The sequence below is a fragment of the Nonomuraea sp. NPDC048901 genome (assembly GCF_040649695.1).
Taxonomy (GTDB): Bacteria; Actinomycetota; Actinomycetes; order Streptosporangiales; family Streptosporangiaceae; genus Nonomuraea.
Map to the genome: position 1 here is coordinate 127,194 of NZ_JBEZFW010000014.1, position 26,886 is coordinate 154,079.

Consider the following 26,886-nt stretch of genomic DNA (forward strand, 5'->3'; position numbering starts at 1 on the left):
CACCTGGCGCCGCTTATAGGAAGAATCGGCACTATGGATGGAGCACTCCTGGGAACCCGGCGGATTCACGTACGGGAGCCCGACACCACGCCGACGGTGGCCTTCCGCACGGTGGACGGGGCTGGGCGGCTGTATGTTCTGGGGCCGCGTACGCGGGCGTCGTACCTGGTCCCCAAGGACGTGCCGCACTGCGTCACGGTGCGGCTGCGCCCGGGGACCGCCCGGCCGCTGCTCGGGGTGCCGCTGAGCGAGCTCGTGGACCAGGTCGTCCCGCTCCGGGACCTTTGGGGGGTACGGGCGGACCGGCTGGCCGAAGAGCTGACGGGCATGGTGACGGAAAGTGACTGGGCGGAGCGGGTGATGGCGCGCCTGGAGGCGGCCTTCCTTGACCGGCTGGCCGCGCAGTCGCCCGCCGACCTGGACCGCGCCGGCCTGGTGGGCGCGGCGGCGGCGCTGCTCTCGGCCGGGGCGGCGCTCGACCGTGGCGACCTGGTGGGTGTCGCGGCGGCGCCTCCGGTGGTCGCGGTGGCCAGGGAGTTGGGGGTGAGTGAGCGGCACCTGCGCAACCTGTTCACGGGCGGCGTCGGTGTCCCGCCCAAGCGGTTCGCCCGGATCAGCCGGGTCCGTGGTGTGCTGGCCAGGGTGTGTCGCGAAGAGGGCGCTTCGCTGGCCGCCGAGGCGGGCTACTACGACCAGTCGCACATGACGGCGGAGTTCCGTGCGGTGATGGGCGTGCCCCCGAGCGCCTACCGGGCGGGCCGCCTGCCGGTCCCCGCCGCCTGCTCAGCCGGCTGAGTCGGCTTCCAGGCATTCGGCGCCCGAGCAGGAGTGCATCCTCGACAGCCGTTCCTGGAGCTGCAGCACCAGTCCCGGGTCCGCGAACCGGGCAAGGTTGTGCAGCTCGTAGGGATCTCGGGTGAGGTCGTACAGCTGTATCTCGCCGGTGACGTATCTCACATAGGTATGCGTCTCCGTACGCAATGCCTCATAGGCCGGCACCGGCGTCTGCGCGGCCGACGACCGGTTGGCCGGTCGGCTGAACTCGACCAGGACGTTCCGCCGCCACGGCGACGGGTGCTTCCCCTCCAACAGTGGCACCAGCGACCGTCCCTCGGCGAACGGCGGCACCGCCGCCCCGCCGAGCGCGGCGAACGTGGGCGCCAGATCCACCGTCGCCGTCATCTCGTTGATCTTCGAGCCCGGCTCGATGCCCGGCCCGCGCACCACCAGCGGGACATGGATGGCCTCCTCGAACGGGGTGGTCTTGCCCTGTGGGAGGCGATGCGTCCCCAGGTGGAAGCCGTTGTCGGAGGTGAAGAAGATGTAGGTGTTGTCGAGCTTGCCGGAGTCGCGGAGGGTGGTGATCACCGAGTTGACGAGGTCGTCGACACCGAGCATGGCCCGCAGCCTCCTGCGGTAGCGCTCGTCGACCTCGTCGATGCCCTCCGGCGAGATCAGCGGCCTCGATCGCAGCCACTCCGGCTCCTCCGACACGTCCGCCTGGTTGAACGACGGCGTGCGCGGCGCCTGCGACCAGGGGAACGCGTCCATGTTGCGGACGGCGGGATTGGCCGGGTTGTGCGGCGCGATGGGGGCGAGATAGAGGAAGAACGGCTCCGAGCCGGCGGTGATGAAGTCTCTGGCCTTGGCCGCCAGCACGTCGGACAGGTAGTCCTGCTCGCCCCAGCCGTAGTCGACCAGGTTGCCGTTCTCGTTGAGGCGGTAGCCGTACTCCTGATAGAGGTTGCGCACGGGCACGTCCCACTCGTGCCAGCCGGGCGGCACGTACGTCTGCGTGGCGGTGCCGCCCGGATAGTGGTTGAGGAACTTGCCCATCAGCGCCGTGCGGTAGCCGACCTGCTGCATCCAGGTGCCGATCGTGGACTGTTCCAGACCCAGGGTGTGGAAGCGGTCGAAGCCGCCTTCCGGCGCGGTGTTGGTCAGCACGCCGTGACTGTGGACGTACTGGGAGCGCAGGATCGTCGTGCGCGACGGGCAGCACCATGAGTTGGACACGAAGAACCGCTCGAACGAGGCGCCTTGCTGCACCAGCTGCTGGTCTATCGCGGGAAAGTAGGAGAGCGGCCCGTTCTCCAGATCGTCCGCCATCACCATGACGATGTTCGGCCGGCTCGCCCCGGAGGCCACCGCCGGACGAATCACCGGCAGTGCGCCTGCCGAAAGAATCAGCACTGCGCAAGCGAGTCGACACAGAACGTTAACCACGAGGAGGATTTCCCCGGAAGATCATGCATTGACACCCGGCTCTGCCGCGGCCGTAATAGAACTAAATTCCGGAGGTGTCACATGAAGCTCGGCTTGCAGCTTGGCTACTGGCAGCGAAACGCGGACGACGCGACCGAAACCGTCCTGACGGCCGAGCGGCTCGGCTATGACTCGATATGGACCGCCGAGGCGTACGGCAGCGACGTCTTCACCCCGCTGGCCTGGTACGGCGCGCGGACCTCGCGCATCAAGCTCGGCACGTCGATCGCCCAGATGTCGGCCAGACCGCCCGTCACCACGGCGATGACCGCGATGACGCTCGACCATCTCACGGGCGGGCGGTTACTGCTCGGCATCGGCGCCTCGGGCCCCCAGGTGGTCGAGGGCTGGTACGGCCAGCCGTTCGCCAAGCCGCTGACCAGGACCCGCGAGTACGTGGACATCATGCGCCAGGTCTGGCGCCGCGAAGAGCCGGTGACCAGCGACGGACCGCACTACCCGCTCCCCCTGGCGGACGGGCTGGGCAAACCGCTCAAGCTCATCACCCACCCGCTGCGGCCCGACATCCCCCTCTATCTCGGGGCGGAAGGACCCAAGAACGTGGCCCTGGCCGCCGAGCTCGGCCAGGGCTGGCTCCCGCTGTTCGCCTTCCCGTCCAAGATCGAGGAGATGTACGGCGAGGCGCTGTCGGGCGCCGCGCCGGGCTTCGACGTCGCGGCCATGGTCATGGTGGTGATCTCCGACGACGTACGGGCCGCGCTGGACGGCGTGAAGATGATGCTCACGCTGTACATCGGCGGCATGGGCGCCAAGCACCGCAACTTCCACGCCGACATCATCGGCCGGATGGGGTTCGCCGAGGCCGCCGAGCGCATCCAGGCGCTGTACCTGGCCGGGAAGAAGGATGAGGCGTTCCAGGCGATCCCGGACGAGCTGGCCGACGGCATCTCGCTTGTCGGGCCGCCTGGGCGGATCAAGGAACGCCTCGAACTCTGGCGCCAGAGCCCGGTCACCAGCCTGCTGGTGATGGGGCCGAGGGACGAGCGGTCACTGACGATCATCCGCGACCTCGTTCTGAACTGACGGCTGGCGACCATCGACCGCCTGGAGTCCTGTGACGGTCCGTGGTGGCTGGGGCCCTTTGGAGGGATACCCCCTCCGGGGAGTGGGAGAAGACGGTCCGTCGTGGCTGGAAGCCCCCTCCGGGGAGCGAAGGACGGCGAATGTCGCGCTAGTCGGGGCGGGGAGCTGGGTCGGTGGTGACCGAGTTGAGCAGGGGTCTGCTCAGGGCCCCTGCTCCGATCACGCCGGCGAAGCCGAGTCCGACGCAGATCAGCAGTGTGATCACCCCGGTCGAGTTCACCGCGCCGATCATGAAGGGTGTCGCGCAGAACGCCCCGACCAGGATCGCGCCGCCGCCCATCACCGTGAGCGGGATGAGCGTCTCGGCCCTGCGTGCCTTGTCGAGCACCTCCAGCGGCGTGCCCGCCAGGCGCAGCAGCCCGTACGTCTGGCGGCGGTCCAGGATCGACGACGCGGCCGTGATCCCGGCGCTGGCGATGGCGACCAGGAACGACACCGACAGGACGACCACCGTGCCCGCGCGGATGTCGGCCAGGATCTGGACGCCGAAGTGCCCGTCGTCGGCGTCCGTGGTGGGCGTGTGCCCGGGAACCAGCCCGGCCAGCGCCGTACGGGCCCGGTCGATGGTCGCGGCATCGGCCGAGGTGCCGAGAGCGACGGCGACGACCTTCTTCACCGGCTTCACCGTGGCCGTGATCCCCGCCTCCTTCAGCCGGGTACGCGCCTGCTCGGCCACGGCGGCCGCCTGATCCGCCGGGACGGCTACCTGGAGCTGCCCCGTAACGCCGGTGCTGTTGAAGGCGCCCGGACTGAGCAGGCAGAGGAACCCGGCGACGAAGCCGGTCATGGCCACCCCGCTCACCGTGCGCCACGCGGAGCGCGGATCGTCCACCAGCCGCCGGCCCGCCAGCAGCCGGGCGGACCGGTTCGCCCGCCTGGCCGTGACGCGTCCGATGATCCCGACCACCCACGGGCCGACCAGGTTGACACAGAGGAAGGCCAGGCCGATCACCACCGCGATGGGACCCACGGCGTTGCCCCGGCTCAGCAGCGGAACGGCGGCGAGCACCGCGAGCAGGGCGACGACCCTGACGAAGCGCATGGCGGGAGGCGTCTCCCGCTTGGCCACCCCGAGCGGGCTGACCACGACCCGCCGCAGCCCCACCACGGCCGAGAGCCCCACCAGCAGCGGGACCGCGATCAGCAGCCCGCCCAGGACCAGCGGGCTCGGCCACAGGTCGGAGACGAACCACGGCCCGCCACCGATCTGGATCCCGGCCAGCAGCGGCGCCGCCAGGGCGTAGGCGAGCGTGCCCGTGACCGCCCCCGCGAAGGCCACGATCATCGCCTCGGCCACGGTCATCCCGACCACCTGGCCGGGCGTGGCGCCGACCAGCCTGAGCGTGGCCAGGCGCTGGTCCCTCCTGGCCACGGTGAGCCGGGCCGCCGCGCCCCCGAACACCAGCAGCGGCACGACCATGAGCACCCCGGCGATCAGCGCCAGCACCTGGTAGGCCTCGGCGTCCTCCGTCGGCTCCCCCACCAGGCTCGCCACCTTCACCGGGGGTTTGGCGATGATCCAGTCGTCGCTCCGCTGCGCGGTCAGCTCGGGCGCGTCCGGCTTGTGGCCGACGACCGCGACCAGCTCGCCCGGATAGAGCAGCGCCTCCTCACCGAGTACGCCCTTGGTGCCCGGGAAGCGGGCGGCGAGCTGGTCGGCGGGCAACTGCTCGGCCAGCTCTTTCAGCGCCGGGGAGAGCCAGACCTCGCCGGGCGCGGGGAAGCGGGCCAGGCCGGGCGGCGGCGCGGGCGCCTCCGCGCCGAGCGCCGCCAGGTCGACGACGGTGATGTCCTTGTCGCGGACGAAGTCATGACGGGACGCCTCGATCGCCACGGCCCTGCCTTTGTCCTTAACGCCCGTAGTCTGGACGGGGTTGCGCCAGGCGCTCCGGTCGGCCCTGGCCTCGAAGGCGTAGTTGGCGGCCACCGCGAACAGCAGCAGCGCCATGGAGACGGCCACGGCCCCCAGGGTCAGCCAGGTGCCCAGCAGGCCCTTGCGCCCACCGCCCTTGAGCAGCCGCCAGGTCAGGTCCAGGTTCACGCGCGTACCCCGCCCGCGAGGAGGTGGCCGTCGCGGACCTCGACCGTGCGGTCGCACCAGCCGGCCACGTTGGGGTCGTGGGTCACCACGATCAGGCAGGCGCCGTTGTGCTTGGTCGCCTCGACCAGCAGCCGCATCGTCTCCTGGCCGGTCGTCTGGTCGAGCGCGCCGGTCGGCTCGTCGGCGAAGACCACCGCGGGCTTGGTGACCAGCGCCCTGGCGATGGCGACGCGCTGCGCCTGACCGCCCGACAGCTCGCCGGGCCGCCGGGTCTCCATGCCGTGCAGGCCGAGGGGCCCGAACCAGTCGCGGGCCTGCCGTACGGCCTGCGCCCTCGGTACGTCGCCGAGCATCAGCGGCAGGGCCACGTTCTCCTCGGCGGGCAGCTCGGGCAGCAGCTGGCCGAACTGGAAGACGAAGCCGAAGCGGGTACGGCGCAGCGCGCTGCGGCCGCGCTCACGCATGTTGTCGATGCGCTGGCCGAGCAGGTGCACCTCGCCGGAGTCGGGCTTCATGATGCCGGCCAGGCAGTGCAGCAGGGTTGATTTGCCGGAGCCGCTCGGGCCCATGATCGCCACGGCCTCCCCGGCGCGGACCGCGAGGTCCACTCCGCCCAGGGCTACCGTCTGCCCGAACCGCTTGGCCAGGGCTCGTCCAACAAGCACGTCGTTCATGGTGTCGAGCCTCCCGCCGGGGAGGGGCCCGGCGGATCAGCCGGACGTCCGGTTCCCCATCGGCCGAACGGCTGATCCTGGAGTTGCCGACGCGGGCCGGCCCCAGGGTTGGCAGCGCGAGCTGATCCCAGAGTTGCGAGCGCGGGCTGATCCCAGATTCGGCGGCGCCGGCTGATCCTAGAGTTGTGGGCGTGACTATTCGCGTGCTCATCGCCGACGATCAACAGCTTGTACGTACCGGATTTCAGATGATTTTGGATGCGCAACCGGACATGGAGGTCGTGGCGGCGGTCGCCGACGGCGCGGAGGCGGTGTCCGAGGCCCGGCGGCTCAGGCCGGACGTCTGCCTGCTCGACATCCGGATGCCCAAGCTGGACGGCATCGAGGTGACCCGCGCCCTGGCCGGTCCCGGCGTCGAGAACCCCATGCGGGTCGTCATCGTCACCACCTTCGACCTGGACGAGTACGTCTACGGCGCGCTGCGGGCGGGAGCCCTCGGGTTCCTGCTCAAGGACAGCGGGCCCACCCTGCTGATCGAGGCGGTCAAAGCGGCGGCGAGCGGTGATTCGCTAGTGTCGCCCTCGGTGACGGTACGGCTGCTGCAGCACCTGGCCCAGCCCAAGGTCCGCGTCCCCGTCCCGCTGACCGACCCGCTGACTGACCGCGAGCTGGACGTCGTACGGCTGGTGGCGCGGGGCCGGACGAACCAGGAAGTGGCCGGCGAGCTATTTGTCTCACTTTCGACGGTTAAGACCCATCTTGGGAGTATTCAACGGAAGCTCCGTGTCCGTAATCGGGTGGGAATCGCAGCTTGGGCGTGGGAATCCGGTGTCGTCGGATGATAAATGGCGTCAGCTGATTAACAAGGAGCTTGGCGGGATAGAAGTGAAGCAGAACCTCAGCGCATGGCCCGGGGGGAGAACAACGTGCGCTACGCCCAGGCACCGCCCACTAGGGCCGCTTCTGTCGTCTATGTGACCCTTGCCGCACAGGTCCTCTCCCTGGGCGCTCTCGTGATCTTCGAACAGGCCCGCGGGCGTCGCCTCGCCACCCAGCTCGCGGCGTTCGGCGGCCGCCCGCACGGCGCCGACGCCCAGGCGGTGGTCGGGGCCGTGACGGTGTTCGCGGTGCTGATGATGCTGGTCGCGGGCACGGCGATCGCCGCCGCCGCGGCCTACGTCACCTGGCTCGTCCGGGCCCGACAGGCCAATGACCGCTCGGCCCCCACGGGTCCGGTGGCCACCGCCTGGCTGATCCCCGGCGTCAACCTGATCGCGCCGCCGCTCCTGCTGGACCAGGTGTGGCGCGGCGCCCGCCCGCCCAACGACCGGCGGCCCCGCTGGCTCGCCCTGCTGGCCGCCTGGTGGCTGACCTGGCTCGCCATGCTCGCCCTGGTGACCGTCCGCCTCCCGCTCGGCTCCTCATCGGGTGACCTGACGGGCATCGGCCTCCCGGAGCTGGCCTGCGCGACGGTGTCCGCCCTGCTGTGCGCGGCCACGGTCCGCGACATCACCCGCATCCAGTGCTCCCATTCCCGCGCCCACAGCCGGGGCCGGGCCCGCCTCCGCACCGCGGGCACGGTAACCCAACTCCCCACACCACCCACGGAGCCCACCCCGCTCGAACAGACAGGTTGAGAGCCGGAGCCTCATGCCAAGCCATGGCCCCGGAGACGGCTGAGAAGACGCCGTAACGGCGGCCGGCCACGTGCCGGTCAGCGGGCGTCTTCCTGGAGGCCCCTGGCCACGGTCGGCGGGTGGCGGTGGGGGCGGCTGTGCCGTAAAGAAAAAAGTGGTGGAAGGATCACGCCGCGCCAGGACCCGAGCTCCCCTGACCAGGCCGGAATCACGCCGCGTCAAGACCCGAACTTCCCTGGCTGAGGCCGGAATCACGCCGCACTAGGCCCTGAACTCCCCTGGCTGGCGTGCCAGAGGCGGCGGGTGGGCGGCGCGACCACCGGCCCCAGGTCCGCGTACGGGGACAGGCGGAAGCCGTTGGCGTACTCGATGCGGCGCCCGCCCACCCCGCCCGCGTCCTCGGGCGCCTGGTCGAGCAGCGCCCTGACCGCCTCGATCCCGCTCGATCGCCACAAGGCGTCGAGGTCGACCAGGTTCCAGCAGTCCACCGCGCGCATCGAGATCGCCCGCGTCCCCGTACGCCGGACCACGCCCCGCGCCACCATCAGCCACGACCCGAACACCGTCGCCGCGCACCGCCCCTGCACCGACTCGAAGAACGTCAGGTCGATCGGCCCCGTCGAGTCGTCCAGCGTGGTGAAGATGACGCGCTGCCCCGAGCGTACGGCGGGCGTCTGGGTGGCCACCTTGACCCCGGCGACCAGCACCTCGGCCCCGTTGCGCAGGGTCAGCAGGTCCTTGGAGCGCACCACCCCGATCGCGTCGAGCAGTTCGTCGTGGAAGCTGATGACGTGGCGGCTGATGTCGATGCCCAGGATCTCCAGCTCGGCCTCCACCATCTCGCTCTCGGTCATCTCGGGCAGTTCGCCGGGTGCGATGTGCTCGGCGAAGCCCAGCGGGAGCTGCACCGCCGCTTCCTCGTGCCTGGGAACAAGACGAGCGGCGGGCGGGGTGTAGCGCTTGGACTTCGCGGCGGACGGCTTGACGCCCGATGTGGAGGCCCGTTCGAGGACGCCGACCTGGGCGATCAGGTCGCGGCGGGTCAGCCGCCCCGGCCGCCAGCGCGCTCCGCCCGGATGCAGGTCGTGCAGGTCGTCGAGACCGCCCACCTGGACGATCCGCTCGATGACCGGCCGCGACGGGCGGGCGCGGTCCCAGAAGTCGGCGATCGAGGTGTACGGCTGGCCGGCCACCATGCGCCCCACCTCCGCCTCGCTCACCCCCTTGATCGCGGAGAACGGCACGCGCAGCGCGTAGCCCTTCCCGATCTCCCCGATCCGGAAGTCGCCCGGCTCGATCCTGAGCCGCACCCGTGGGCCGAGGCGCTCCACCCGCCAGTCCTTGCCGGACCTGTTCACATCGAGCGGCAGGATCTCCACCCCGCACTGCCGCGCCTCGTCGATGATCACGCGTTGCGGGTACATGCCGGGCTCATGCGTGAGCACCCCGGCGAAGAACGCGGCCGCGTGGTGCCGCTTGAGCCAGGCCGACTGGTAGGTGGGCAGCGCGAACGCCGCCGCGTGCGCCTTGCAGAACCCGAATGCCCCGAACGCGTCGAGCACCTTCCACGCCTTGTCCACGGCCGCGTCGCCGAACCCGTTGGACCTGGCCAGCGGCACGAAGTGCTTGCGCACCCGCTCGCGCCCCTCCGGCGAGGCCAGCGTGCGCCGCAGCGACTCGGCGAAGGACAGGTCGCGGCCCGTCATCACCTCGATGATCTTGAGTACCTGCTCGTGGAAGACCACGACGCCGTGCGTCTCCTTCAGCGCGCCGCGCAGCCGCTCGTGCGGATAGTGCGGCTTGCGCCACCCATGTCTGGCCTCCAGGTAGGGGGTGACCATGTCGGAGTTCACCGGTCCCGGCCGGAACAGCGAGATGTCCACGATCAGGTCGTGCATCTTGCGCGGCTCCAGCTTGGCGACCAGCTCGCGCTGGCCGGGCGACTCGATCTGGAAGCAGCCGAGCGTACGGCTGGCGCAGATCATGTCGTAGGTGGCCTGGTCGTCGTGGGGCACGTACTCGACGCCGGGCTCCGAGCCGTGCTGGGTGTCGAGCTCGACCACGACGTCGTCCACCCGCTGGATCTCGCTCAGCGTGTAGGCCATCGCCGACTGCATCCGTACGCCCAGCACGTCGAGCTTGAGCAGCCCGGCCTCCTCCACGTCGTCCTTGTCGAACTGCGACATCGGGAACTCCAGCAGGCTCCGCTCCACCGGCGTCCTGTCCCGCAGCTCCGCGTTGCCGATGAGCACCCCGCACGGGTGCAGCGCGATGTGCCTGGGCAGCCCGTCGAGCCGCTCCGCCAGCCGGAACACCCGCTCCAGCCCGGCCTCGCCGAGCCGGCTGTCGCGCAGCTCGGGCAGGTCGTTCAGCGACGCGGTGATCTGCTTGGCCCTGATGTGCGGGAACGCCTTGGCGATCGCGTCGATCTCGTACGGCGGCAGCCCCATGGCCCCCGCCACGTCCCGGATCGCGCTGCGCGCCCGATAGGTCTCCATCATCGAGACGCAGGCCACCCGCGACTCGCCGTACCTGTCGAAGATGGCCTTGTAGCAGTCGAGCCGGCGCGCGGACTCCACGTCCACGTCGATGTCGGGCAGCCCGATGCGGCCGTCGGACAGGAAGCGCTCCATGAGCAGGCCGTGTTCGAGCGGGTTCACCTCGCCGATGCCGATGAGGTAGTTGACCAGGCTGCCCGCTCCCGAGCCGCGGATCGCGCAGCGGATGCCCATGCCGCGGATCATGTCGGTGATGCCAGCCACGGCTATGAAATATCCGGACAGACGTTTGCGCTCGATGACGTCCATCTCGGCCCGCAGGCGGTCCCTGGCGTCGGCGGAGCGATCCAGCCCGCGCGAGATCAGCCCGTCCTCGACGCGGTGGCGCAGCAGCGGCACCGGGTCGCGGCCGACCTCGGGCAGGTGCAGGTTCGGCGGGTCGTGCTTCAGCGCGAGCAGGTCCACCGGGTTGATCGCGCACGCCTCGGCCAGCGTGCGGGTGGCGTGCAGGAGACGGCCGATCCGGTCGGGGTCGGCCCCGCAGATCTTGGCCGCCACCTGCCACATCTCCTTGGTGCCCTTGAGGTAGGCGTGCGAGGTGGTGCGCTCCAGGTGGCGCGGGTGCAGCGGTACGAGCTGCCGCGCCGCGTCGAGCACGTCGCCCACCTGGTGGTCGGCGGGGTCCAGGTATCTGACGGCATTGGTGAGCACGGCCGGCACGCCCCGGGACTCGGCCAGGGCGAGCATCCGGACGGCGGTGGTGGCGTCGCGGAAGCCGTACTGGTCGACCAGCTCGATCGCCACGCCCGGCACGGTGGCCAGCCACAGGTCGAGCAGCGCCCTGGCGTGCTCGTCACGCCGCTCGGCCACGGCGCGGCCCACGTCGGAACGCGGCCCGAGCAGCACCGTCAGCCCGCCCCCGGCCACGGAGGCGATCAGGTCGCGCGTCGCCTCGGGCGCGCCGCGCTCGCCCGCGTAGTGGGCGGCCGTGACCAGGCGCACCAACGAGGACCAGCCGCCCGCCCTGGCCAGCACCGTGACCCGGTCCTGAGCCCCCGGCCCGGTCCTGGTCCGCCCCCGGCCGCCCGGCCCGGCGCCGCCGTGCACGCCTGGGCGCGCTACGGAACCCGCCAGCGCGAAGTTGACCCCGAACACCGAGGCGATCCGGGCCTCCGCGCACGCCTGGGCGTGCTTGATCGCGCCATAGAGACCGTCGCGGTCGGTCAGCGCAAGGATGTCCATCCCGTCCTCGGCCGCCCGGCGTACCAGCGCCTGCGGAAAGGCGGTGCCGTAGCGCATCGAGTAGGCGGAGCTCACGTTCAGGTGAGGGAACGGCGGCGCCATCAGTCCCACGCCCGCAGGAGCAGCCACCCGCCACTGGCGGTGTCGAACCGCAACTCGTAGGACCCGAGCTCGCGTCCCGGGCTGGCCTCCACCCGCCAGAACTGCCGCTCACCGGGATCGTTCTCGTCGATCTTCCACCACTCGCGGGCCACCACCCACTGGTCGAGGACCCGGCGGACGAGATAGAGGCGGTCGCGCCAGACGAACTGGGTCGGCTGCCCGTCCCGGGTCCACACCTCAATCGGATCGCCATAGAGTCTGCTCAAGATGCTTCTCCCCGCGGCTCTGGTGCCTATGCTGAGCCACCCGGGGGAAGGCGGGCGCTTATGTCTCGAACATATGTTCTTACGCCCCGAAACGCAAGTCGCCTGCCTGCCGCACCAGAGGGTTGGCGTCGATCGAGTTGCGGATGCTGAAGACCACGCTGCCCGCCCGGTAGCGGTCGTCCGACCACTCCACCGGCCTGCCCTCGTGCGTGGTGGTGATGCGGCGCTGGCGAAGCAGCGGGCTGCCGCGCCGTACGCCGAGCAGACCGGCGTCCTGGACGCCCGCGGAGACGGCGTCGATGAGGTGCTCGCCGTAGGCGAAGACCAGCCCGATCGAGTCGTACAGCGCCTCGGTGACCGACTCGCAGCCGGGCGCGAGCCCTTCGACGGCGGCGGCCACCCATCCCGCGTACACCGTCCGCTCGACCAGGACGGGCTCGCCCTCCAGTGTGCGCAGCCGGAGCACGTCGAGCACCTCCTCGGTGCCGAGCCTGGCGGCCTCGGCGGGGCCGGCCGCCCGGCGCTTCTGGGCGATCACCTGGCCGCCGTAGCGGTAGCCGTTGGCGCGCGCCCACTGCGCGAAGCTGTGCAGCTCGGCGAAGCTCTGGCTGCGTACCTTGCCCAGCACGATGCGCCTGGCCCCCTGCCGGGAGCCGACGATCCCCTCGGCGACCAGCACCGCGACCGCCTGGCGTACGGTGCCGCGGGCGGCGCGGTAGCGCGCGGCCAGCTCCGCCTCCGTGGGCAACTGCGAGCCGATCGGATGTACGCCGGTGAGTATGTCGTCCCGCAGCTCATCGGCGATCCGTTCATAACGCGCAACCATCCGCGACCTTCCGCATTCATGAAAGAGCAATCTTCATGGGACTTACTTGTGCTGGCTTGTTTGTACAAGTTCCCTTAAATTCTTTCCACACCCCCCGGAGAGTGGAGCCGACGTGTTCACACCTCACATCCGTGCGGCAGGCGTCATCGCAGCCCTTGCCGTAGCCACGGCGGCGTGTGGCGCCGCCCCTGGCACACAGGAGACCAAGGCGTCAGAGGGCGGGGTGAACGCGAAGACCGCCACCTCCGCCGCAGATTTCGGTGGCCTGGACAAACTCGTCGAGGCGGCGAAGAAGGAGGGCAACCTCCACGTCATCGCGCTGCCGCCCGACTGGGCCAACTACGGCGAGATCATCAAGGGATTCACCGCCAAGTACGGGATCAAGATCGAGAGCGAGGACCCCGACGCGGCCAGCGCCGACGAGATCACCGCGGTGAAGACCCGCAAGGGCCAGGACCGCGCGCCCGACGTGCTCGACCTCGGCCAGTCGTTCGCGATCAGCGGCGCCAAGGAGGGCCTGTTCGCGCCCTACAAGGTGCAGGCGTTCGACAAGATCCCCGAAGGGCAGAAGGAGCCGACCGGGCTCTGGACCAACGACTACGGCGGCTACGTGTCGATCGGCTGCGACGCCAAGAAGATCAGCGCCTGCCCGACGAGCTTCGCCGACCTGCTCAAGCCCGAGTACAAGGGCAAGGTCGCGATGAACGGCAACCCGACCAAGTCCGGCTCGGCCTTCGCCGGCGTCTACGCCGCGTCGATCGCCAACGGCGGCTCGTTCGACGACATCCAGCCGGGCCTGGAGTTCTTCAAGAAGCTGAAGGCGGCCGGCAACTACAACCCGGTCGAGACCACCCCGGCGACGATCGAGAAGGGCGAGACCCAGATCAGCATCGACTGGGACTACAACAACGCCGCCTACGCGCCCGAGATGTCCGCCAAGGGCCTCGACTGGAAGGTGAACGTCCCCTCGGACGGCAAGTACTTCCAGATGTACGCCCAGGCCGTCAACAAGGACGCGCCCCACCCGGCCGCCGCCCGCCTCTGGCAGGAATATCTCTACAGCGCCGAGGGCCAGAACCTCTACCTCAAGGGCTTCGCCAGGCCGGTGCTCCTGCCGTCCATGACCACCGACGGCTCGGTCGACAAGGCCGCCGCCGACGCGCTGCCCAAGGTCGAGGGCACGCCCACGTTCCCCACCCCCGAGCAGGTGGACGCGGCCAAGGCCAAGCTGGCCAGCGGCTGGGACGCCGCTGTCTCGGGATGACCCGTGCCAAGGGGTGGCTCGGCGCGCTGCCCCTGCTGGTCTTCTTCGCGCTGGTCTTCGGCATCCCCGCCATCGCGCTGGTGGCGGGGGCGTTCACCGCGAACGGCCGGCCGAGCCTGGCCAACCTCGGCCAGAGCCTCCAGGGCGGCTACCTCACCGCGATGGCCGGCAGTGTCCAGCTCTCGGCCGTGGTGGCGCTGGCCGGGGCCGTGCTCGGCACGTTCCTCGCCCAGGCCGTGGTGACCTCCCGGTTCGCCCTGCTGCGCGAGGCGGTGCTGACGGCCTCCGGCGTACTGGCCAACTTCGGCGGCGTGCCGCTGGCCTTCTTCTGGATCGCCACGCTCGGCAACTCCGGCGTGATCAGCGGGCTGCTCGGGCTGCCGTCCGGCGCGCTGTACACCTTCTGGGGACTGGTGATCGTCTACCTGTACTTCGCGATCCCGCTGATGGTGCTGGTCATGGCGCCCGCGCTGGACGGGCTGCGGCCGCAGTGGCGGGAGGCGGCGGCCAACAACGGCGCGACGGCCTGGCAGTTCTGGCGCTTCGTCGGGCTGCCGGTGCTCACGCCGGCCATGCTCGGCGGGGTGGTGCTGCTGTTCGGCAGCGCGTTCGCGGCCTTCGCGACGGCCAACGCCATGGTCGGGACCGTGGTGCCGCTGGTGACCCTGAAGATCGCCAGCGCGCTCACGGGTGACGTGCTGATCGGCTACGAGAACATCGCGCTCGCGCTCAGCCTCGACATGATCGTGGTGGCCGGGCTGGTCATGGCGATCTACCTGCCGCTGCAGAAGAGGAGCACCCGATGGCTGCGCTGACCGGGCTGGAGCCGGTGACCGCTCCGCCGCGCGCGCCCTCCCGGCCCAGGTTGTGGCGCGGGGCGGTGTTCCTGCTGGCCGCCGCTTACTTCCTGATTCCGCTCGGGGCCTCGCTCTGGTACACGATCTACACGCCCACGACCGGGGTGTCGTTCGCGGCCTACGGGGAGCTGCTGACGGCCGAGGGCTTCGGGTCGTCGCTGCTGCTGTCCATGTCGCTGGCCGTCGCGACGATCGTGCTGGCCCTGCTGCTCACGCTGCCGGCGATGCTGGCCGTACGGCTCAGCGCGCCGCGGCTGCGTCCGGTGATGGAGGTGCTCTGCACGCTGCCGCTGGTGGTGCCGCCGATCACGTTCGTGGCGGGGCTCACCACGTCGCTGCGCACCGGCACGGACGTGCTCGCCCCGACGCCGTTCTGGGCCACGCTGATCGCGGTGCAGAACCCGGCGTTCCCCGTCGTGCTCGTGCTCGCGTACGTGGTGCTCGTGCTGCCCTTCGTCTACCGCTCACTCGACGCCGGGCTGCGCACCATGGACGTGCGCACGCTCGTCGAGGCGGCCCGCAACCTGGGCGCGTCGTGGCCGCATGTGCTGTTCCGGGTGATCATCCCGAACCTGCGCTCGGCCCTGGCCAGCGCGTCGTTCCTGACGCTCGCCCTGGTGCTGGGCGAGTTCACCGTGGCCAGGCTGCTGGGCTACCAGCCGTTCGCGGTGTGGATCGTGACGATCTCCGGGTCCAAGGGCCAGGTGTCGGTCGCGGTGTCCATCCTCAGCCTGCTGCTCATCTGGCTGCTGCTGCTCGCGGTGTCCACCGCGTTCTCGGGAAAGGAGCGGAAATGACGGCTCAGGTGGAGTTCCGGGGGCTGCGGCGGGTGTTCGGCAAGACGGTGGCGCTGGACGGCTTCGACCTGACGATCGCGCCGGGCGAGTTCGTCGCGCTGCTGGGGCCCTCCGGCTGCGGCAAGACGACGGCGCTGCGGTGCGTGGCCGGGTTCGAACGGCCCGACTCCGGCGCCGTGCTCATCGACGGCTCGGACATCACCGACGTGCCCGCCAACAAGCGCGACGCGGGCATGGTCTTCCAGTCCTACTCGCTCTTCCCCAACCTCAACGCCCGCGACAACGTCGCCTTCGGCCTGCGCGTACGCAAGGTGCCCGTGGCCACCAGGCGCGCCAAGGCGGACGAACTCCTCGAACTTGTCGGCCTCCCCGCCCACGCCGACCGCTTCCCGCACCAACTCTCCGGCGGCCAGCAGCAGCGCGTCGCCCTGGCCCGCGCGCTGGCGCTGGAGCCGCGGGTGCTGCTGCTCGACGAGCCGCTGTCGGCACTCGACGCCAAGGTACGGGTCTCGCTGCGCGAGGAGATCCGCCGCCTCCAGCTCGACCTCGGCATCACCACCATCTTCGTCACCCACGACCAGGAGGAGGCGCTGTCGATCGCCGACCGGGTCGCGGTCCTGCGCAACGGCCGCCTGGAACAGTGCGGGCCGCCCGCCGAGGTCTACGACCGCCCGGCCACCCCGTTCGTGGCCGAGTTCGTCGGCACCATGAACCACCTGGCCGGGCACATCTCGGGCGACCAGGTGACGGTGCTGGGCCAGCTGCTGCCGGTGGACGGCGAACCCCCCGGCACCCTGGAGGTGGACGTACTGATCCGTCCCGAGGCCGTACGGGTGACCCCCGCTCCGGAGGGCACGGCGGAGGTGCTCGCCGCCTCCTTCCGCGGCGCCTCGGTCCGGCTCCGGGTGGCGCTGTCGGGGGGTGAGGTGCTGGCCGACGTACCGGGCCACGAGGCGCTGAGCCTGGCACCCGGCACCCGGGTGACGGTCCGCCTGGTGGAGCGCCCCGTACTGGTGGCCGAGAGAACGGTCACGGTCCCCTCCCCCGCCTCGGAACCGGCCGATGCCATCTGAGCCGCCGTCACCGGAGGCGCCGACTTCAGGGGCACCGCCATCGAGAGAGGCGCTGCAGGCCGTCCTGTTCGACATGGACGGCACGCTGGTGGACACCGAAGGGCTGTGGTGGCAGGCCACGGCCGCGGTGGCCCGGACCCTGGGCGTCGAACTGGGCCCCACCGACACCCCGGACATCCTCGGCCGCGCGGCCGAGGACGTGGCGGCCCACCTGCTGGCCACCGCCGAGCCCCACCCCAGCCTTCCCAGCGGGGCCCGCCACCTCCCCGACATTGCCCGGCAGCTCATCGATGCCTTCGCCGCGCGCATCGCCAGGCAGCCCGGAGGCGTGCCGCTGATCCCCGGCGCCCTTGACCTCCTCGGCGAACTCCACACCGAAGGCATCCCGACCGCCCTGGTCAGCGCCTCACCGCGAAGCATCGTCCACCTGGTGCTGCCCCTCCTGGACCACGACTTCGACCTGATCGTGACGGCCGAGGACACCGCCCGCGGCAAGCCGCACCCGGATCCGTACCTGATGGCCGCGAACCGGCTCGGCGTGGACCCTCGTCGCTGCGTCGCGATCGAAGACAGCCCCACCGGAATCGCCGCCGCCACGGCCGCCGGCTGCCGCGTCATGATGATCGACGCCGGACGGGGCCTGCCTAGCCTCCAGTCACTGCGCGCTTTCAAGTCTTGATACAGGGAGATTTCGACAGCGTCCACGAGATCTTCATGAGGGGCCACGACGAAACTCATGAGTCCAAGGCGCAGCCCTCGCGCCTTGGCCGTCCCGTTGGCGGCGATCAGGGTAAGGGCAAAGAGTTACGCGGCGTGAGTGTCGGTGCCGCGCAGGATGTACAGGTCATCGCCGAACACCGCTGAGACCTGGATCTGCCCGCCGAGCGCTTGGACGTAGCGGGCAATGGTCTCGATGGTAGACACCTCGCCCCGCTCGATCTGGGAGACGCGGCTCTTGGTCACGCCCATGCGTTCGGCCACGTCGGACTGGGTCAGGCCCTCTGCCTTGCGGCGCTCGGCCAACCGGTAGCCGTCGATGTATGCCTGATTGTGGCGTCGTGCTTCAGTCACGGCTTCCTCGCCGCCGGAGTTGGCGACGATGTCGGCGCGGATGTCGTTCCACTTGGGAAAATTCGTCATCGGTCCTTCTCCTCCGACTCGCGTTCTGCCAGGTACTCCGCATACAGCACTTCCGCGCGGGGGATGGCTCGGTGGTACCAGCCCGACCAGTCACCGGACTTGTCGCCACCGATCAGCAGAATGGCCGAGCGCCACGGATCGAACGCGAACAAGATCCGGATCTCGGAACGCCCCGCCGAGCCGGGACGGAGCTCCTTCAGGTTGTGGATCCGCGAGCCTTCGAGCTTGTCGACCAGCGGGCGGCCCAATCCGGGACCGGCCTCGGCCAGCCGGTCGATGGGTCGACCACCTGGAGCCGGGAGCGTTTGTCCAGGGCATAGATCCAGTCGCGGATCTCATGGGTGACGCGGATCTCCCATTCCTCCACACACAGAAGTGTAGCAAATCCTTCACTCGGGGATGGGGTTCGATCACGGCCGCAAAGCGGTCAATCGGGCTCTGGTGGCGATGCTCAGCCGAGGGCTGCGGGTCCGCGGCTGATCGGGTACAAGCGCCGAGGTCATCCGCCAATCAGGTAGAAGTCGGTAAGCTTGCCCGCCGTGAGCGGTGAATCCCCCCAGATCGGGCGCTACAGGTTGCTGAGCGTGCTGGGCCGAGGCGGGATGGGTACTGTCCACCTTGCCGAGGATCCCGCTGGGCAGCGGGTCGCCATCAAGGTGATCAACCCGGAGCTCAGCCAGCACGAGCAGTTCCGGATGCGGTTCCGGCGGGAGGCCGATGCCGCGCAGCGGGTGCGCAGGTTCTGTACGGCCGCGGTGCTCGAGGCGGCGCTCGACGGTGATCAGCTCTACGTCGTCACCGAGTACGTGCCGGGGCCCAATCTGGAGGAGGCCGTCCGGCAGTCGGGGCCGCTCAAGGGGTCCAGTCTCGACGCGCTGGCGGTCAGCGTGGCCACCGCGCTCACCGCGATCCATGGGGCGGGGGTCGTGCACCGCGATCTCAAGCCGTCGAACGTGCTGCTGTCCCCGGTCGGGCCGCGGGTGATCGACTTCGGCATCGCGCGGGCGCTCGACACGCTGGGCGGGGTCACCGGGACCGGCGAGCTCATCGGCACGCCCCGGTACATGGCGCCCGAGGTGCTGCGTGGTGAGCCGGTCTCGCCCGCGTGCGACGTGTTCTCGTGGGGCTCGCTGATCGTGTACGCGGCGAGCGGGAAGGCGGCGTTCGGCGGCGACACGCTGCCCGCGACCGTCTACCAGGTGCTCAACACCGAGCCGGTGCTCGACGCGGTCGAGCCGGGGTTGCGGGAGCTGGTCAGGGCGGCGCTGCGCAAGGATCCGGCCGCGCGGCCGACCGCGCAGCAGTTGCTCGACCATCTCGTGGGGCGTTCGGTCGCCCCGGAGCAGACCGTCCAGGCCGTCCAGGGAGTACGGCCTGAGCAGGCCGCCCAGACCGCTCAGGTGGCCTGGCAGCACGGGACCGCGGCGTTCACCGCGGAGCAGGAGCGGCCGGTCGGAAAGCGCCGGAGCAGCCGGGTCGTGGTCGGGGGGATCGCCGCGGCCGTGGCGGTGCTGGTCGCCGGGGGTGTCACCGCCTGGGCGACGCTCCGGGACAGTGGGCCGCCGCAGCTCTCCGTCCTCTACCGGGAGGACTTCACGCAGACCGGTGGCGGCTGGGACGGCACCTACGATCCGACCGACGAGTACAGCTACGGCTACCGCACCGACGGCATGTACGGGCTGGACGTGGCCGACGACGACGAAGAGCACCTGGTGAAGGCCCCGGCGCCCTTCCTGATCGCCACGCCCACCCCGGCGCCCAGCCCGTCGGCCACGCCCACGCCGATGCTGCCCCACACGGTGGTGGTCGGCGTGACGGCCCAGGTGAAGCGGTCCGTGGGCACCGGCGAGTACGGCGTCTTCTGCCACAACAGCGCCGACGGCACGTACTACGAGTTCGCCCTGAACACCTCCGGCATGGCCCGCATCCGGCGCATCTCCGACGGCTCGGGCGGCACGCTGGCCCAGCCGGTCCAGGTGGACGGGCTGCAGAAGGACAGGAAGGCCAGGATCGAGGCCTCCTGCGAGCAGGACGGCGGCGCCGTGCGGTTGACCATGTGGGTGAACGGCGAGAAAGTCCACCAGGTCGACGACCCCAACGGCATCGGCAACGGCTATGTGGGCCTGTTCGCGCGCACGTCCAAGGACGCGACGTCGGTGCTCAAGACCACCTTCGACGACTTCGAGCTACGTGGGAGAAAGGAACCCTGACCACACATGCTGATCGAGATCTCTGACGGCGCTCCGTACGGCATCGCCACCGGCCCTGACGGCGCGCTCTGGTTCACGCTCGTGCACCAGGGCCGGGTCGGCAGGCTGGTGCCGGGTGCGGAACCCGTGATCCACCAGCTCGACCCGGCGGACGGCGGGCCGACGGTCATCGTGCCGGGAGCCGACGGGGCGATGTGGTTCACCGAGTTCCAGGGCGGCCGGGTGGGGCGGATCACCGGGTCGGGTGAGGTGACGTCGTTCGAGGCGGAGGGCGCCTACGGGATCGCCGCCGGACCGGACGGGGCCATGTGGTTCACGCGGATGCAGGCCGACAAGATCGGGCGGATCGCGGCGGACGGGGCGCGGACCGAGTTCGAGATCCCGGTGATGGGCGGCATGCCCGCGGCCATCACCGCGGGGCCGGACGACGCCCTCTGGTTCGCCCTCAATCAGGGCAACGCCATCGGCCGCATCGCGCTGTCGGGCGCGGTGACGATCCACGAGCTGCCGACGGAGGGGGCCGCGCCGGTGGGCATCACCGCGGGTCCCGATGGGGCGCTGTGGTTCGTGGAGATCGGCGCGGGCCAGATCGGCCGCGTGGACCTTTCCGGAAAAATTACTGAATATCCGTTGCCGGATCGGGCCTGCCGGCCGCACGCCATCATCGCCGGGGCGGACGGCGCCCTCTGGTTCACCGAGTGGGCCGCCGACCGCGTGGGCCGCATCACGACCGAGGGCGACCTCAAGGAGTACGAGCTGCCCTCGCGCGGCGTCCAGGCCGAGCCGCACGGGCTCACGGTGGGCCCCGACGGCGCGATCTGGGTCGCGCTGGAGGCGGGCGCACTGGCCAAGATCGAGTGAAACACCCAAGGTTCTGTCGGAAGGTGGAATCGAGGGTGCGGACAAGAGGTTGACTAGGGGCATGCGTGCCATAGTCATCACCGCCCAGGGCGGCCCAGAGGTCCTCGAGTACGTAGAGCGTCCCGACCCGGAGCCAGGTGACGGGGAGATCGTGGTCGACGTCGCGGCCAGCGGCGTCAACTTCATCGACATCTACCACCGCTCCGGGGCGTACCCGCTCAATCTGCCCAGCTCGATCGGGTCGGAGGGGGCGGGTGTCGTCTCCGCCGTAGGCCCCGATGTGTCGGACGTGTCCGTCGGCGACACCGTGGCCTGGGCCAGCGTGCTCGGCAGTTACGCCGAGAAGGCCGTGGTCCCGGCCGACCGGGTGGTGCCCGTGCCCGCCGGCGTGCCGGCCGAGGTGGCCGCCGCGGCGATGCTGCAGGGCATGACGGCCCACTACCTCACGCACTCCACGTACGAGGTGAAGCCGGGCGACAGCGTCCTCGTACACGCGGGCGCCGGCGGCATGGGCCAGCTGCTCATCCAGCTCGCCAAGCTCAGGGGCGCGACCGTGCACACCACCGTCTCCAGCGAGGAGAAGGAGAAGGTGGCCCGCGCGGCCGGGGCCGACGAGGTGCTGCGCTACGACGACTTCGTCGACGTGCTGCGCAATCAGGTGGACGTGGTCTACGACGGCGTCGGGGCGGCCACGTTCGACGGCGGGCTGGCGGCGCTGCGTCCGCGCGGGCTCATGGCGCTGTACGGGGCGGCCAGCGGGCCCGTGCCGCCGGTCGATCCGCAGCGGCTCAACAAGGAGGGCTCGCTCTTCCTGACCAGGCCGACGCTGGTCAACTACATCGCCGAGCGGGAGGAGCTGCTGTGGCGCGCCTCCGACCTGTTCGGGTGGATCGCCGCCGGGGAGCTGAAGATCAACATCTCGCACCGGTATCCGATGGCCGAGGCGGGCCGTGCGCACGAGGACCTCGCCGCCCGCCGTACGACGGGCAAGCTGCTTCTGATCCCCTGAGCCCTGAGGCGTCGGGAGGTGTTCGGCACCGGCTTCCGGCGCGGCCTGCTCACGAACCTGCTGAACCCCAAGGTGGGTGCCTTCTACGTGGCGATGCTGCCGCAGTTCATCCCGGCGGACGCTCCGCACGCGGCCATGGGGCTGCTGCTGGCCGGGGTGCACGTGGGCGAGGGGCTTCTGTGGAGCACCGTGCTGGTCGGCTTCGCCGCCCTCATGAGCGGCGCCCTGCGCACCCCGGTCGTCAAACGCCTGCTGGATCGCGTGACGGGGATCGTGATCGTCGCCTTCGGCATCCGCCTGGCTATGGACAGCTGAGGTCGTGACCCGGGTGTGAGAGGGGGATCCCCCTCACACCCGGGACCGGCCGGTCATCTTCTATAGGGCGGCGATCACGGGAATCCCGCTCCGCCCCCGGATACGCGCTCGCACCGGCTCAGCCGGAGCCCGCGCCGGCACCGGTGTTGGCGTCGCACATGCACGTGCAGTGGATCACCGCCATCTCGACCGCCTGCAAGTCCAGTGCCTGGATCTGCGGGGTTTGCCACATGGTTGTTCACCTCCTCCCACCGCTTCGTCGGGTCAGAGCCGGCGGATGCGGCGGTTCATCACCGCGGCGATCACCGCGATGAGACCGGCCGCCACGGCCAGGAGGCCGAGCGCCGTCGGCCAGATCGAGCGCAGCCCGAAAAGGGCTCCGTCCCGGATGCATCCGATCCCGTACGTGACGGGATTGAGGACGGACAGGACGCGCAACGTCGCGGGCATCTGCTCGACCGGGTAGAAGGACGGGCTGGAGAACAGCAGCAACGGCCCGAGCACATTGATCATCACCATGAACCGCTGGAAGTCATGCACGAATGTGGCCACCATGAGGAAGAACGCGTTGAACACCAGGGACGCGGCGACCGTTCCCACCGCCAGCGCCAGCCAGTGATCCACGGGCCAGTCCACGTGGAAGATCAGGACCCCGAGCAGCAGGGCCGCGGTGCTCTGGACGAGTACCAGCCCGGTGGTCGCGATGATCTTCCCGGCGATGTAGGCCGTCCGGCTCAGCGGATAGGACCAGAGCTCCACCGCCATGCCCCCGACCTCTTCCTGGAACAGGGACGTGCCCGTCGTCGACGACGCGGCCAGCATCGACGACAGCATGATCGCCGGGATGGTGAACTCGGGGTAGCTCACCAGGACCCCGTGATACCGGATGCTTCCCACCAGCCCGGTCAGAGAGGTGGAGAACACCAGAAGATAGATCGCCGTCGGAAGCACCGCCAGGAGGAGGTTCGTCCGATTCCTGGTCAGGAGCAGGAACTCCCGGTAGATGACCGCGCGCATCCCCGAGTCACGCAGGATCTGGAGACCGGGTGGCCTTCGCGTACCGGCGATGTCCTGGGCCGGGATGCTCGTCATCCGTTCTCCCCCCGTCGGCGATCCACCAGCGCGACATAGGCGTCCTCCAGCGACGGGACGCGGAATTCCACCGTCGCCCCGCGCTCGGCGGCGTCGCGTACCAGCCCGATCACGGCGCTCAGGTCCCCGTCGGCGAGCGAACCGCCGATCTCGATCTCATCGTGCGCGCAGGCGATGACGCAGTCGGCCGGGATGAGCGCGGACAGGCGATCACGATCCGCCGTCTCCGGCAGACGCAGCCTGATCGAGCGTTCGCCGAACTCGTTCACCAGCACGGACGGTGACTCGTCACGGATCAGCGCCCCACCGTCCATGATGAGGACGCGCGTGCAGTTTCGTTCGATCTCCTCGATGTAATGGCTGGTCCAGATGACCGTCGTCTCGTGCTCGCTGTTCAGCTTCCCGATCATCTCCCACATCTGCCGCCGGCCCTGGACGTCCAGACCGGTGGAGGGCTCGTCGAGGATCAGCAGCCGGGGAACCACGAGCAGGGCACGGACGAGCTGCAACCGCCGCCGCTGGCCGCCGGACAACGTGAACGCCAGCTGGTCCATGGCGCCTTCCAGACCGAATTGCGCGATCAGTTCGTCCACCCGGGAGCGCACCGTCCGCCACCGCAGGCCGCGGAACGACGCCGCGATCCGGAGGTTGTCCCTGGCCGACAGCATGTTGTCGACCGGCATCGACTGATGCATCACCGCCACCCGCTGCTTGACCGTCGCCGCCTCGGCGAACGGGTCGCCGCCGAGGACCTGGACGCGTCCCGCGGTGGGCGTCGTCACGCCACAGAGCAGCTTGACGAGGGTGGTCTTGCCCGCGCCGTTGGGGCCCAGGAGGCCGACGACCGAGCCCTCCTCAAGGGTGAACGTGACAGCGTCTACGGCAGGACGAACCTTCGGCTTGTACAGCTTGGTCAGCGACCGGGTCGCGACAGCCGGGACCGGGGTCATGAATCGTCCCCCGTCACTCGGGGTGAGGGCGCCACCAGGGCGGACAGCCTGCGCAACGTCTCGGCGGCGTCGAGTGGCTCCTCGGGCTCACCCAGCCGTACGAAGACGTCGGCGGCCTCGCCGGGGATCAGGTGACCCGGCATCGGCTCGTGCAGCCGGCCGAAGGAGCAGCCCACCAGCACCTGCGCCCCCGGCGGCAGACCGCCGGGGCCCAGCACGTCGTACGCCGAGTGCACGGCGTGCTCGGTGACGCCGACGCACGGCCGGTCCCGGACCGCGGTCATGATCTCCTTCAGCACCGCGGCCGAGGCGCAGACCCCCTCACGGGGCCGCCGGTGCAGGGTCCACCAGGGAGGGACGAGGTCCTCCTCGCGGCCGGTCGTGGGCTCGACCAGCCAGACGTCGACGGGAGCCGGGCCCCGCAGAAGCGGCCACCGGGAGGGCTCCGGCCGCGGCGGGATCCCCTCGGCCAGCGCCACCACGTCCGGCCACGGCACGGGCGGGTCGAAGAGCAGGTGATGATCCCCGGCGGTGATGAGCCGGTCCCGCCCGAGCGCGTGGACGCGATGGAGCACGAGCCGGCCGTCGGCACGGAACGCGATCACGTCGCCCGCCGTGATCGCGTCCGGGTCCACGGCACTCAGCGTCACCCGATCGCCGTGCCTCAGCGTCGGCAGCATGCTGGCGCCGGTGACCGGAACGGCCACGGTCCCATGCGTCGCCAGCGCGCTCACGACGAGGTCCATCAGCTGCGCGGAGAGGGGATCAGTCGCCGTCGCGCCGCTGGGCGGGGACGCTTTCCGCCACGGGCTGCTCGACCAGGAGTCCGGCTTCGGCGAGAGTGCGGATGAAGCGGTCCGCGTCACCGGCGATGAGGTCCCGCTGTTTGTCATCCTGTGCTCCGAACTCCTCCGTGAGGGCCGCCACGATCGCGACTTGGTCGCCCTTGTCCACCAGGTGCCGCCAGATCGCGGCCGCGGTCGGGTTGAGGGTCTGGAACTCACCCGCCACTGTGTCGTACAACCGGATCTCGGTGCCCGCGTCGGACCACACCACGTTCGGGCTGACGATCCACTTCATTTCCCGCTCCCCACGACGTGGAGCGGAAGGCTGCGCCCAGGTGCGGCCGCTCCGACCGGCTGGAAGCCCTTCCAGTCGTCGTAGACCGGGTGTTCCTCCCCGGTCGCCACGAGCATCGGGCGGAACGCCTCTTCCTCGTTGTCGATGATGACCTCCCGGCCGGCTCCCGCGCCCACCCACATCGACGTGATCATCTGATGCCGCAGGATGCGGCACAGTGCCCGCGAGTTCCGCTTCAGGCTGCCCGACTCGGCCATGTGGTAGGCGCGGCAGCCACCGGCGCAGGCGCCCCGGATGTAGCAGCGGCGGCAGTCGGTCAGGTTGTCACCGGCGAAGACCGCGTTACTCCGCAGATCGGCCAGGACCGGCGAGGCGAACAGCTCCCGGAGCGAGCTCCTGCGGACGTTGCCCGCCAGGTGCTCGGTGCCGGTGACCAGCTTGCACGGGTACACGTTTCCGAGCGAGTTGACGTAGATCTCCGTACCGCCGAGCCCGCAGTTGATCCGGGTCTGGCAGGACTGCTGGCCCAGCGGCCCGTCCGGCAGGAGGTTCCTGGCCCGCGGATCGGTCCAGGAGAACTTGTGCAAGCGCTTGTATTCGGCCCAGCCGAACGAGTCGCCGTCCTGGGCGCCCCGGCCGAGATCGCTGTGGTGCATGGAGCGTACGAGGGCGACGTCGATGTCGGACAGCAGTTCCGCCAGCTCGGAGATGTGGTCGACGTTCTCCTGGGTGACCACGTGGTTGATGATGGGGCGAACGCCCTCCGCGTTGAGCATCCGCAGCGCCGCGACCGTCTTGGCGAAGGTGCCCTTTCCACGGGTCCGTTCATGGATCTCGGCGGTCCCGCCGTCCATGCTCACGGTGACGGTCGAGAACGTCTCGGCGACCCGGCGCGCGGTCTCCTGCTTACGGATGATCGTGCCGTTCGTGATGATGTTGGCACGCATCCCGAGCTCCTTCACCCGGCCGGCGACGTCGAACAGGTCCTTGCGCAGCATGGGCTCCCCGCCGGTGAAGATCACCACCTCGGCGCCGAGTTCGGCGGCCTGGGTGACCAGGTCCAGGGACTCCGCCGTGTTCAGCTCCCCGGGCAGGGGTTTCTCGGAGGAGGCGTAACAGTAGGGGCAACGGAGATTACAACCGTCGGTGATCGCGTAGTAGACCATCTTCAGCGGCGCGTCGACCTGGCGCAGGGCGGGCTGCTTTCCCGGCAGGTAGATCAGCCAGCCCAGGACAAGCCGGGCGAGTGCCCGCTCGGCCTGCGGCCGCACCGCGTCCGCGAACGGCTCGTCGTTCGCCAGCGCGCGAAGCAGGTCGAGCTCGGAGTCGTCGAGCACCGCCCAGGCGCCGAGCTCCGGGTTGACGACGAGGTTTCGTGCACGGTCCTTGAAATAGACCAGGTCCTTGGGAACTGACGCGGATGTCAGAAGTTCGGCAAGCAAGGGATTCCCCCTTCAACGAGGGCAGATTGGAGAAAGGTGGAGCGAGCCGGCCGGGACGTGTGACCACTGACCGTCCACGCCTCGGTCAGCCGGAAAGTCGGGAAACGCGCCCGTACCAGGGAGGCCGACCCGCCGTCGTGC

Annotated in this window: 26 protein-coding genes; 13 read left to right on the top strand and 13 right to left on the bottom strand. The window is 70.2% G+C overall.

Going from position 1 to position 26,886, the window contains the following annotated elements; translation table 11 throughout:
- Nucleotides 1–33: 33 nt before the first annotated feature.
- Nucleotides 34–795 carry a helix-turn-helix domain-containing protein gene (locus tag AB0C30_RS39375; protein WP_357953618.1) on the top strand — a complete coding sequence of 254 codons (762 nt, stop codon included), beginning with the start codon at nucleotides 34–36 and terminating at the stop codon, nucleotides 793–795.
- Here AB0C30_RS39375 and AB0C30_RS39380 read toward each other — a convergent pair.
- Nucleotides 784–2,109, bottom strand: coding sequence for a sulfatase (locus tag AB0C30_RS39380; protein WP_357953621.1), 1,326 nt, complete (start codon nucleotides 2,107–2,109; stop codon nucleotides 784–786). The two genes, AB0C30_RS39375 and AB0C30_RS39380, sit on opposite strands and share 12 nt — an antisense overlap.
- A gap of 198 nt (nucleotides 2,110–2,307) precedes the next feature.
- Between AB0C30_RS39380 and AB0C30_RS39385 the strand changes: the two genes are divergently transcribed.
- Complete coding sequence (locus AB0C30_RS39385; protein WP_357644555.1) at nucleotides 2,308–3,309, top strand: LLM class F420-dependent oxidoreductase; 1,002 nt, start codon at nucleotides 2,308–2,310, stop codon at nucleotides 3,307–3,309.
- A 148-nt stretch (nucleotides 3,310–3,457) separates the two neighbouring features.
- Here the strand turns inward: AB0C30_RS39385 and AB0C30_RS39390 are convergent, their stop codons facing one another.
- Both AB0C30_RS39390 and AB0C30_RS39395 read right to left on the bottom strand, forming a co-directional pair.
- A complete protein-coding gene (locus tag AB0C30_RS39390; RefSeq protein ID WP_357953623.1) occupies nucleotides 3,458–5,410 on the bottom strand; it encodes an ABC transporter permease in 1,953 nt (650 codons plus the stop codon).
- A complete protein-coding gene (locus AB0C30_RS39395; protein ID WP_357953625.1) occupies nucleotides 5,407–6,084 on the bottom strand; it encodes an ABC transporter ATP-binding protein in 678 nt (225 codons plus the stop codon). Before AB0C30_RS39395 ends, AB0C30_RS39390 begins: the two co-directional genes overlap by 4 nt.
- A 191-nt stretch (nucleotides 6,085–6,275) precedes the next feature.
- On the opposite strand from AB0C30_RS39395, the gene AB0C30_RS39400 reads away from it, so the two are divergent.
- Together AB0C30_RS39400 and AB0C30_RS39405 are read left to right on the top strand one after the other, a co-directional pair.
- Nucleotides 6,276–6,926 carry a response regulator transcription factor gene (locus tag AB0C30_RS39400; protein ID WP_357953627.1) on the top strand — a complete coding sequence of 217 codons (651 nt, stop codon included), beginning with the start codon at nucleotides 6,276–6,278 and terminating at the stop codon, nucleotides 6,924–6,926.
- 63 nt (nucleotides 6,927–6,989) lie between these two features.
- Nucleotides 6,990–7,721: a DUF4328 domain-containing protein gene (locus AB0C30_RS39405; RefSeq protein WP_357953629.1), complete on the top strand. Its 732-nt coding sequence runs from the start codon at nucleotides 6,990–6,992 to the stop codon at nucleotides 7,719–7,721.
- Between the two features lie 251 nt (nucleotides 7,722–7,972).
- Here the strand turns inward: AB0C30_RS39405 and dnaE are convergent, their stop codons facing one another.
- The 3 genes from dnaE to AB0C30_RS39420 all read right to left on the bottom strand — a co-directional run bounded on the left by dnaE (nucleotide 7,973) and on the right by AB0C30_RS39420 (nucleotide 12,655).
- Complete coding sequence (gene dnaE / locus AB0C30_RS39410; protein WP_357953942.1) at nucleotides 7,973–11,563, bottom strand: DNA polymerase III subunit alpha; 3,591 nt, start codon at nucleotides 11,561–11,563, stop codon at nucleotides 7,973–7,975.
- Nucleotides 11,563–11,829 carry a DUF6504 family protein gene (locus AB0C30_RS39415; protein WP_357953631.1) on the bottom strand — a complete coding sequence of 89 codons (267 nt, stop codon included), beginning with the start codon at nucleotides 11,827–11,829 and terminating at the stop codon, nucleotides 11,563–11,565. The genes dnaE and AB0C30_RS39415 overlap by 1 nt, the downstream gene beginning before the upstream one ends.
- Before the next feature lie 79 nt (nucleotides 11,830–11,908).
- Nucleotides 11,909–12,655, bottom strand: coding sequence for a GntR family transcriptional regulator (locus AB0C30_RS39420; RefSeq protein ID WP_357953633.1), 747 nt, complete (start codon nucleotides 12,653–12,655; stop codon nucleotides 11,909–11,911).
- A 112-nt stretch (nucleotides 12,656–12,767) separates the two neighbouring features.
- Between AB0C30_RS39420 and AB0C30_RS39425 the strand changes: the two genes are divergently transcribed.
- The 5 genes from AB0C30_RS39425 to AB0C30_RS39445 are packed head-to-tail and all read left to right on the top strand — an operon-like array spanning nucleotide 12,768 to nucleotide 17,325.
- Entirely contained in the window at nucleotides 12,768–13,919 is a 1,152-nt protein-coding gene (locus tag AB0C30_RS39425) for an ABC transporter substrate-binding protein (protein ID WP_357953635.1), read from the top strand.
- Nucleotides 13,916–14,734 carry an ABC transporter permease gene (locus AB0C30_RS39430; protein ID WP_357953638.1) on the top strand — a complete coding sequence of 273 codons (819 nt, stop codon included), beginning with the start codon at nucleotides 13,916–13,918 and terminating at the stop codon, nucleotides 14,732–14,734. Before AB0C30_RS39425 ends, AB0C30_RS39430 begins: the two co-directional genes overlap by 4 nt.
- Nucleotides 14,722–15,573, top strand: coding sequence for an ABC transporter permease subunit (locus tag AB0C30_RS39435; RefSeq protein ID WP_357953641.1), 852 nt, complete (start codon nucleotides 14,722–14,724; stop codon nucleotides 15,571–15,573). Before AB0C30_RS39430 ends, AB0C30_RS39435 begins: the two co-directional genes overlap by 13 nt.
- Complete coding sequence (locus tag AB0C30_RS39440; protein ID WP_357953643.1) at nucleotides 15,570–16,646, top strand: ABC transporter ATP-binding protein; 1,077 nt, start codon at nucleotides 15,570–15,572, stop codon at nucleotides 16,644–16,646. Before AB0C30_RS39435 ends, AB0C30_RS39440 begins: the two co-directional genes overlap by 4 nt.
- Nucleotides 16,636–17,325 (top strand): HAD family phosphatase, encoded by a 690-nt coding sequence (locus AB0C30_RS39445; RefSeq protein WP_357953645.1) that lies wholly within the window; start codon nucleotides 16,636–16,638, stop codon nucleotides 17,323–17,325. Before AB0C30_RS39440 ends, AB0C30_RS39445 begins: the two co-directional genes overlap by 11 nt.
- Before the next feature lie 125 nt (nucleotides 17,326–17,450).
- Here AB0C30_RS39445 and AB0C30_RS39450 read toward each other — a convergent pair whose 3' ends face one another.
- Nucleotides 17,451–17,786: a helix-turn-helix transcriptional regulator gene (locus AB0C30_RS39450; RefSeq protein ID WP_357953647.1), complete on the bottom strand. Its 336-nt coding sequence runs from the start codon at nucleotides 17,784–17,786 to the stop codon at nucleotides 17,451–17,453.
- Entirely contained in the window at nucleotides 17,783–18,034 is a 252-nt protein-coding gene (locus tag AB0C30_RS39455; RefSeq protein WP_357953649.1) for a type II toxin-antitoxin system RelE/ParE family toxin, read from the bottom strand. The genes AB0C30_RS39450 and AB0C30_RS39455 overlap by 4 nt, the downstream gene beginning before the upstream one ends.
- 291 nt (nucleotides 18,035–18,325) lie before the next feature.
- On the opposite strand from AB0C30_RS39455, the gene AB0C30_RS39460 reads away from it, so the two are divergent.
- The 4 genes from AB0C30_RS39460 to AB0C30_RS39475 all read left to right on the top strand — a co-directional run bounded on the left by AB0C30_RS39460 (nucleotide 18,326) and on the right by AB0C30_RS39475 (nucleotide 22,181).
- A complete protein-coding gene (locus AB0C30_RS39460) occupies nucleotides 18,326–19,996 on the top strand; it encodes a serine/threonine-protein kinase (protein ID WP_357953651.1) in 1,671 nt (556 codons plus the stop codon).
- Nucleotides 19,997–20,002: 6 nt separating this feature from the next.
- Entirely contained in the window at nucleotides 20,003–20,857 is an 855-nt protein-coding gene (locus tag AB0C30_RS39465; protein ID WP_357953653.1) for a virginiamycin B lyase, read from the top strand.
- A 61-nt stretch (nucleotides 20,858–20,918) separates the two neighbouring features.
- On the top strand, nucleotides 20,919–21,866 hold the full coding sequence (locus AB0C30_RS39470; protein ID WP_357953656.1) for a quinone oxidoreductase: 948 nt from the start codon (nucleotides 20,919–20,921) through the stop codon (nucleotides 21,864–21,866).
- A gap of 18 nt (nucleotides 21,867–21,884) precedes the next feature.
- Nucleotides 21,885–22,181, top strand: coding sequence for a LysE family transporter (locus AB0C30_RS39475; RefSeq protein ID WP_357953658.1), 297 nt, complete (start codon nucleotides 21,885–21,887; stop codon nucleotides 22,179–22,181).
- A gap of 264 nt (nucleotides 22,182–22,445) precedes the next feature.
- Here AB0C30_RS39475 and AB0C30_RS39480 read toward each other — a convergent pair whose 3' ends face one another.
- From AB0C30_RS39480 to stsB, 5 genes are read right to left on the bottom strand one after another with little or no spacing between them, the layout of a single operon-like run.
- Nucleotides 22,446–23,273, bottom strand: a complete 828-nt coding sequence (locus AB0C30_RS39480; RefSeq protein ID WP_357953661.1) for an ABC transporter permease — start codon at nucleotides 23,271–23,273, stop codon at nucleotides 22,446–22,448.
- The gene (locus AB0C30_RS39485) at nucleotides 23,270–24,223 is read right to left on the bottom strand and encodes an ABC transporter ATP-binding protein (RefSeq protein ID WP_357953663.1); all 954 of its coding nucleotides are present in this window, start codon (nucleotides 24,221–24,223) and stop codon (nucleotides 23,270–23,272) included. Before AB0C30_RS39485 ends, AB0C30_RS39480 begins: the two co-directional genes overlap by 4 nt.
- Nucleotides 24,220–24,957, bottom strand: coding sequence for a S24/S26 family peptidase (locus AB0C30_RS39490; protein WP_357953665.1), 738 nt, complete (start codon nucleotides 24,955–24,957; stop codon nucleotides 24,220–24,222). The genes AB0C30_RS39485 and AB0C30_RS39490 overlap by 4 nt, the downstream gene beginning before the upstream one ends.
- A 31-nt stretch (nucleotides 24,958–24,988) precedes the next feature.
- Nucleotides 24,989–25,303 (bottom strand): PqqD family protein, encoded by a 315-nt coding sequence (locus tag AB0C30_RS39495; RefSeq protein ID WP_357953667.1) that lies wholly within the window; start codon nucleotides 25,301–25,303, stop codon nucleotides 24,989–24,991.
- Complete coding sequence (stsB, locus tag AB0C30_RS39500) at nucleotides 25,300–26,745, bottom strand: StsB family radical SAM/SPASM domain sactipeptide maturase (protein WP_357953669.1); 1,446 nt, start codon at nucleotides 26,743–26,745, stop codon at nucleotides 25,300–25,302. Before stsB ends, AB0C30_RS39495 begins: the two co-directional genes overlap by 4 nt.
- Nucleotides 26,746–26,886 lie beyond the last annotated feature (141 nt).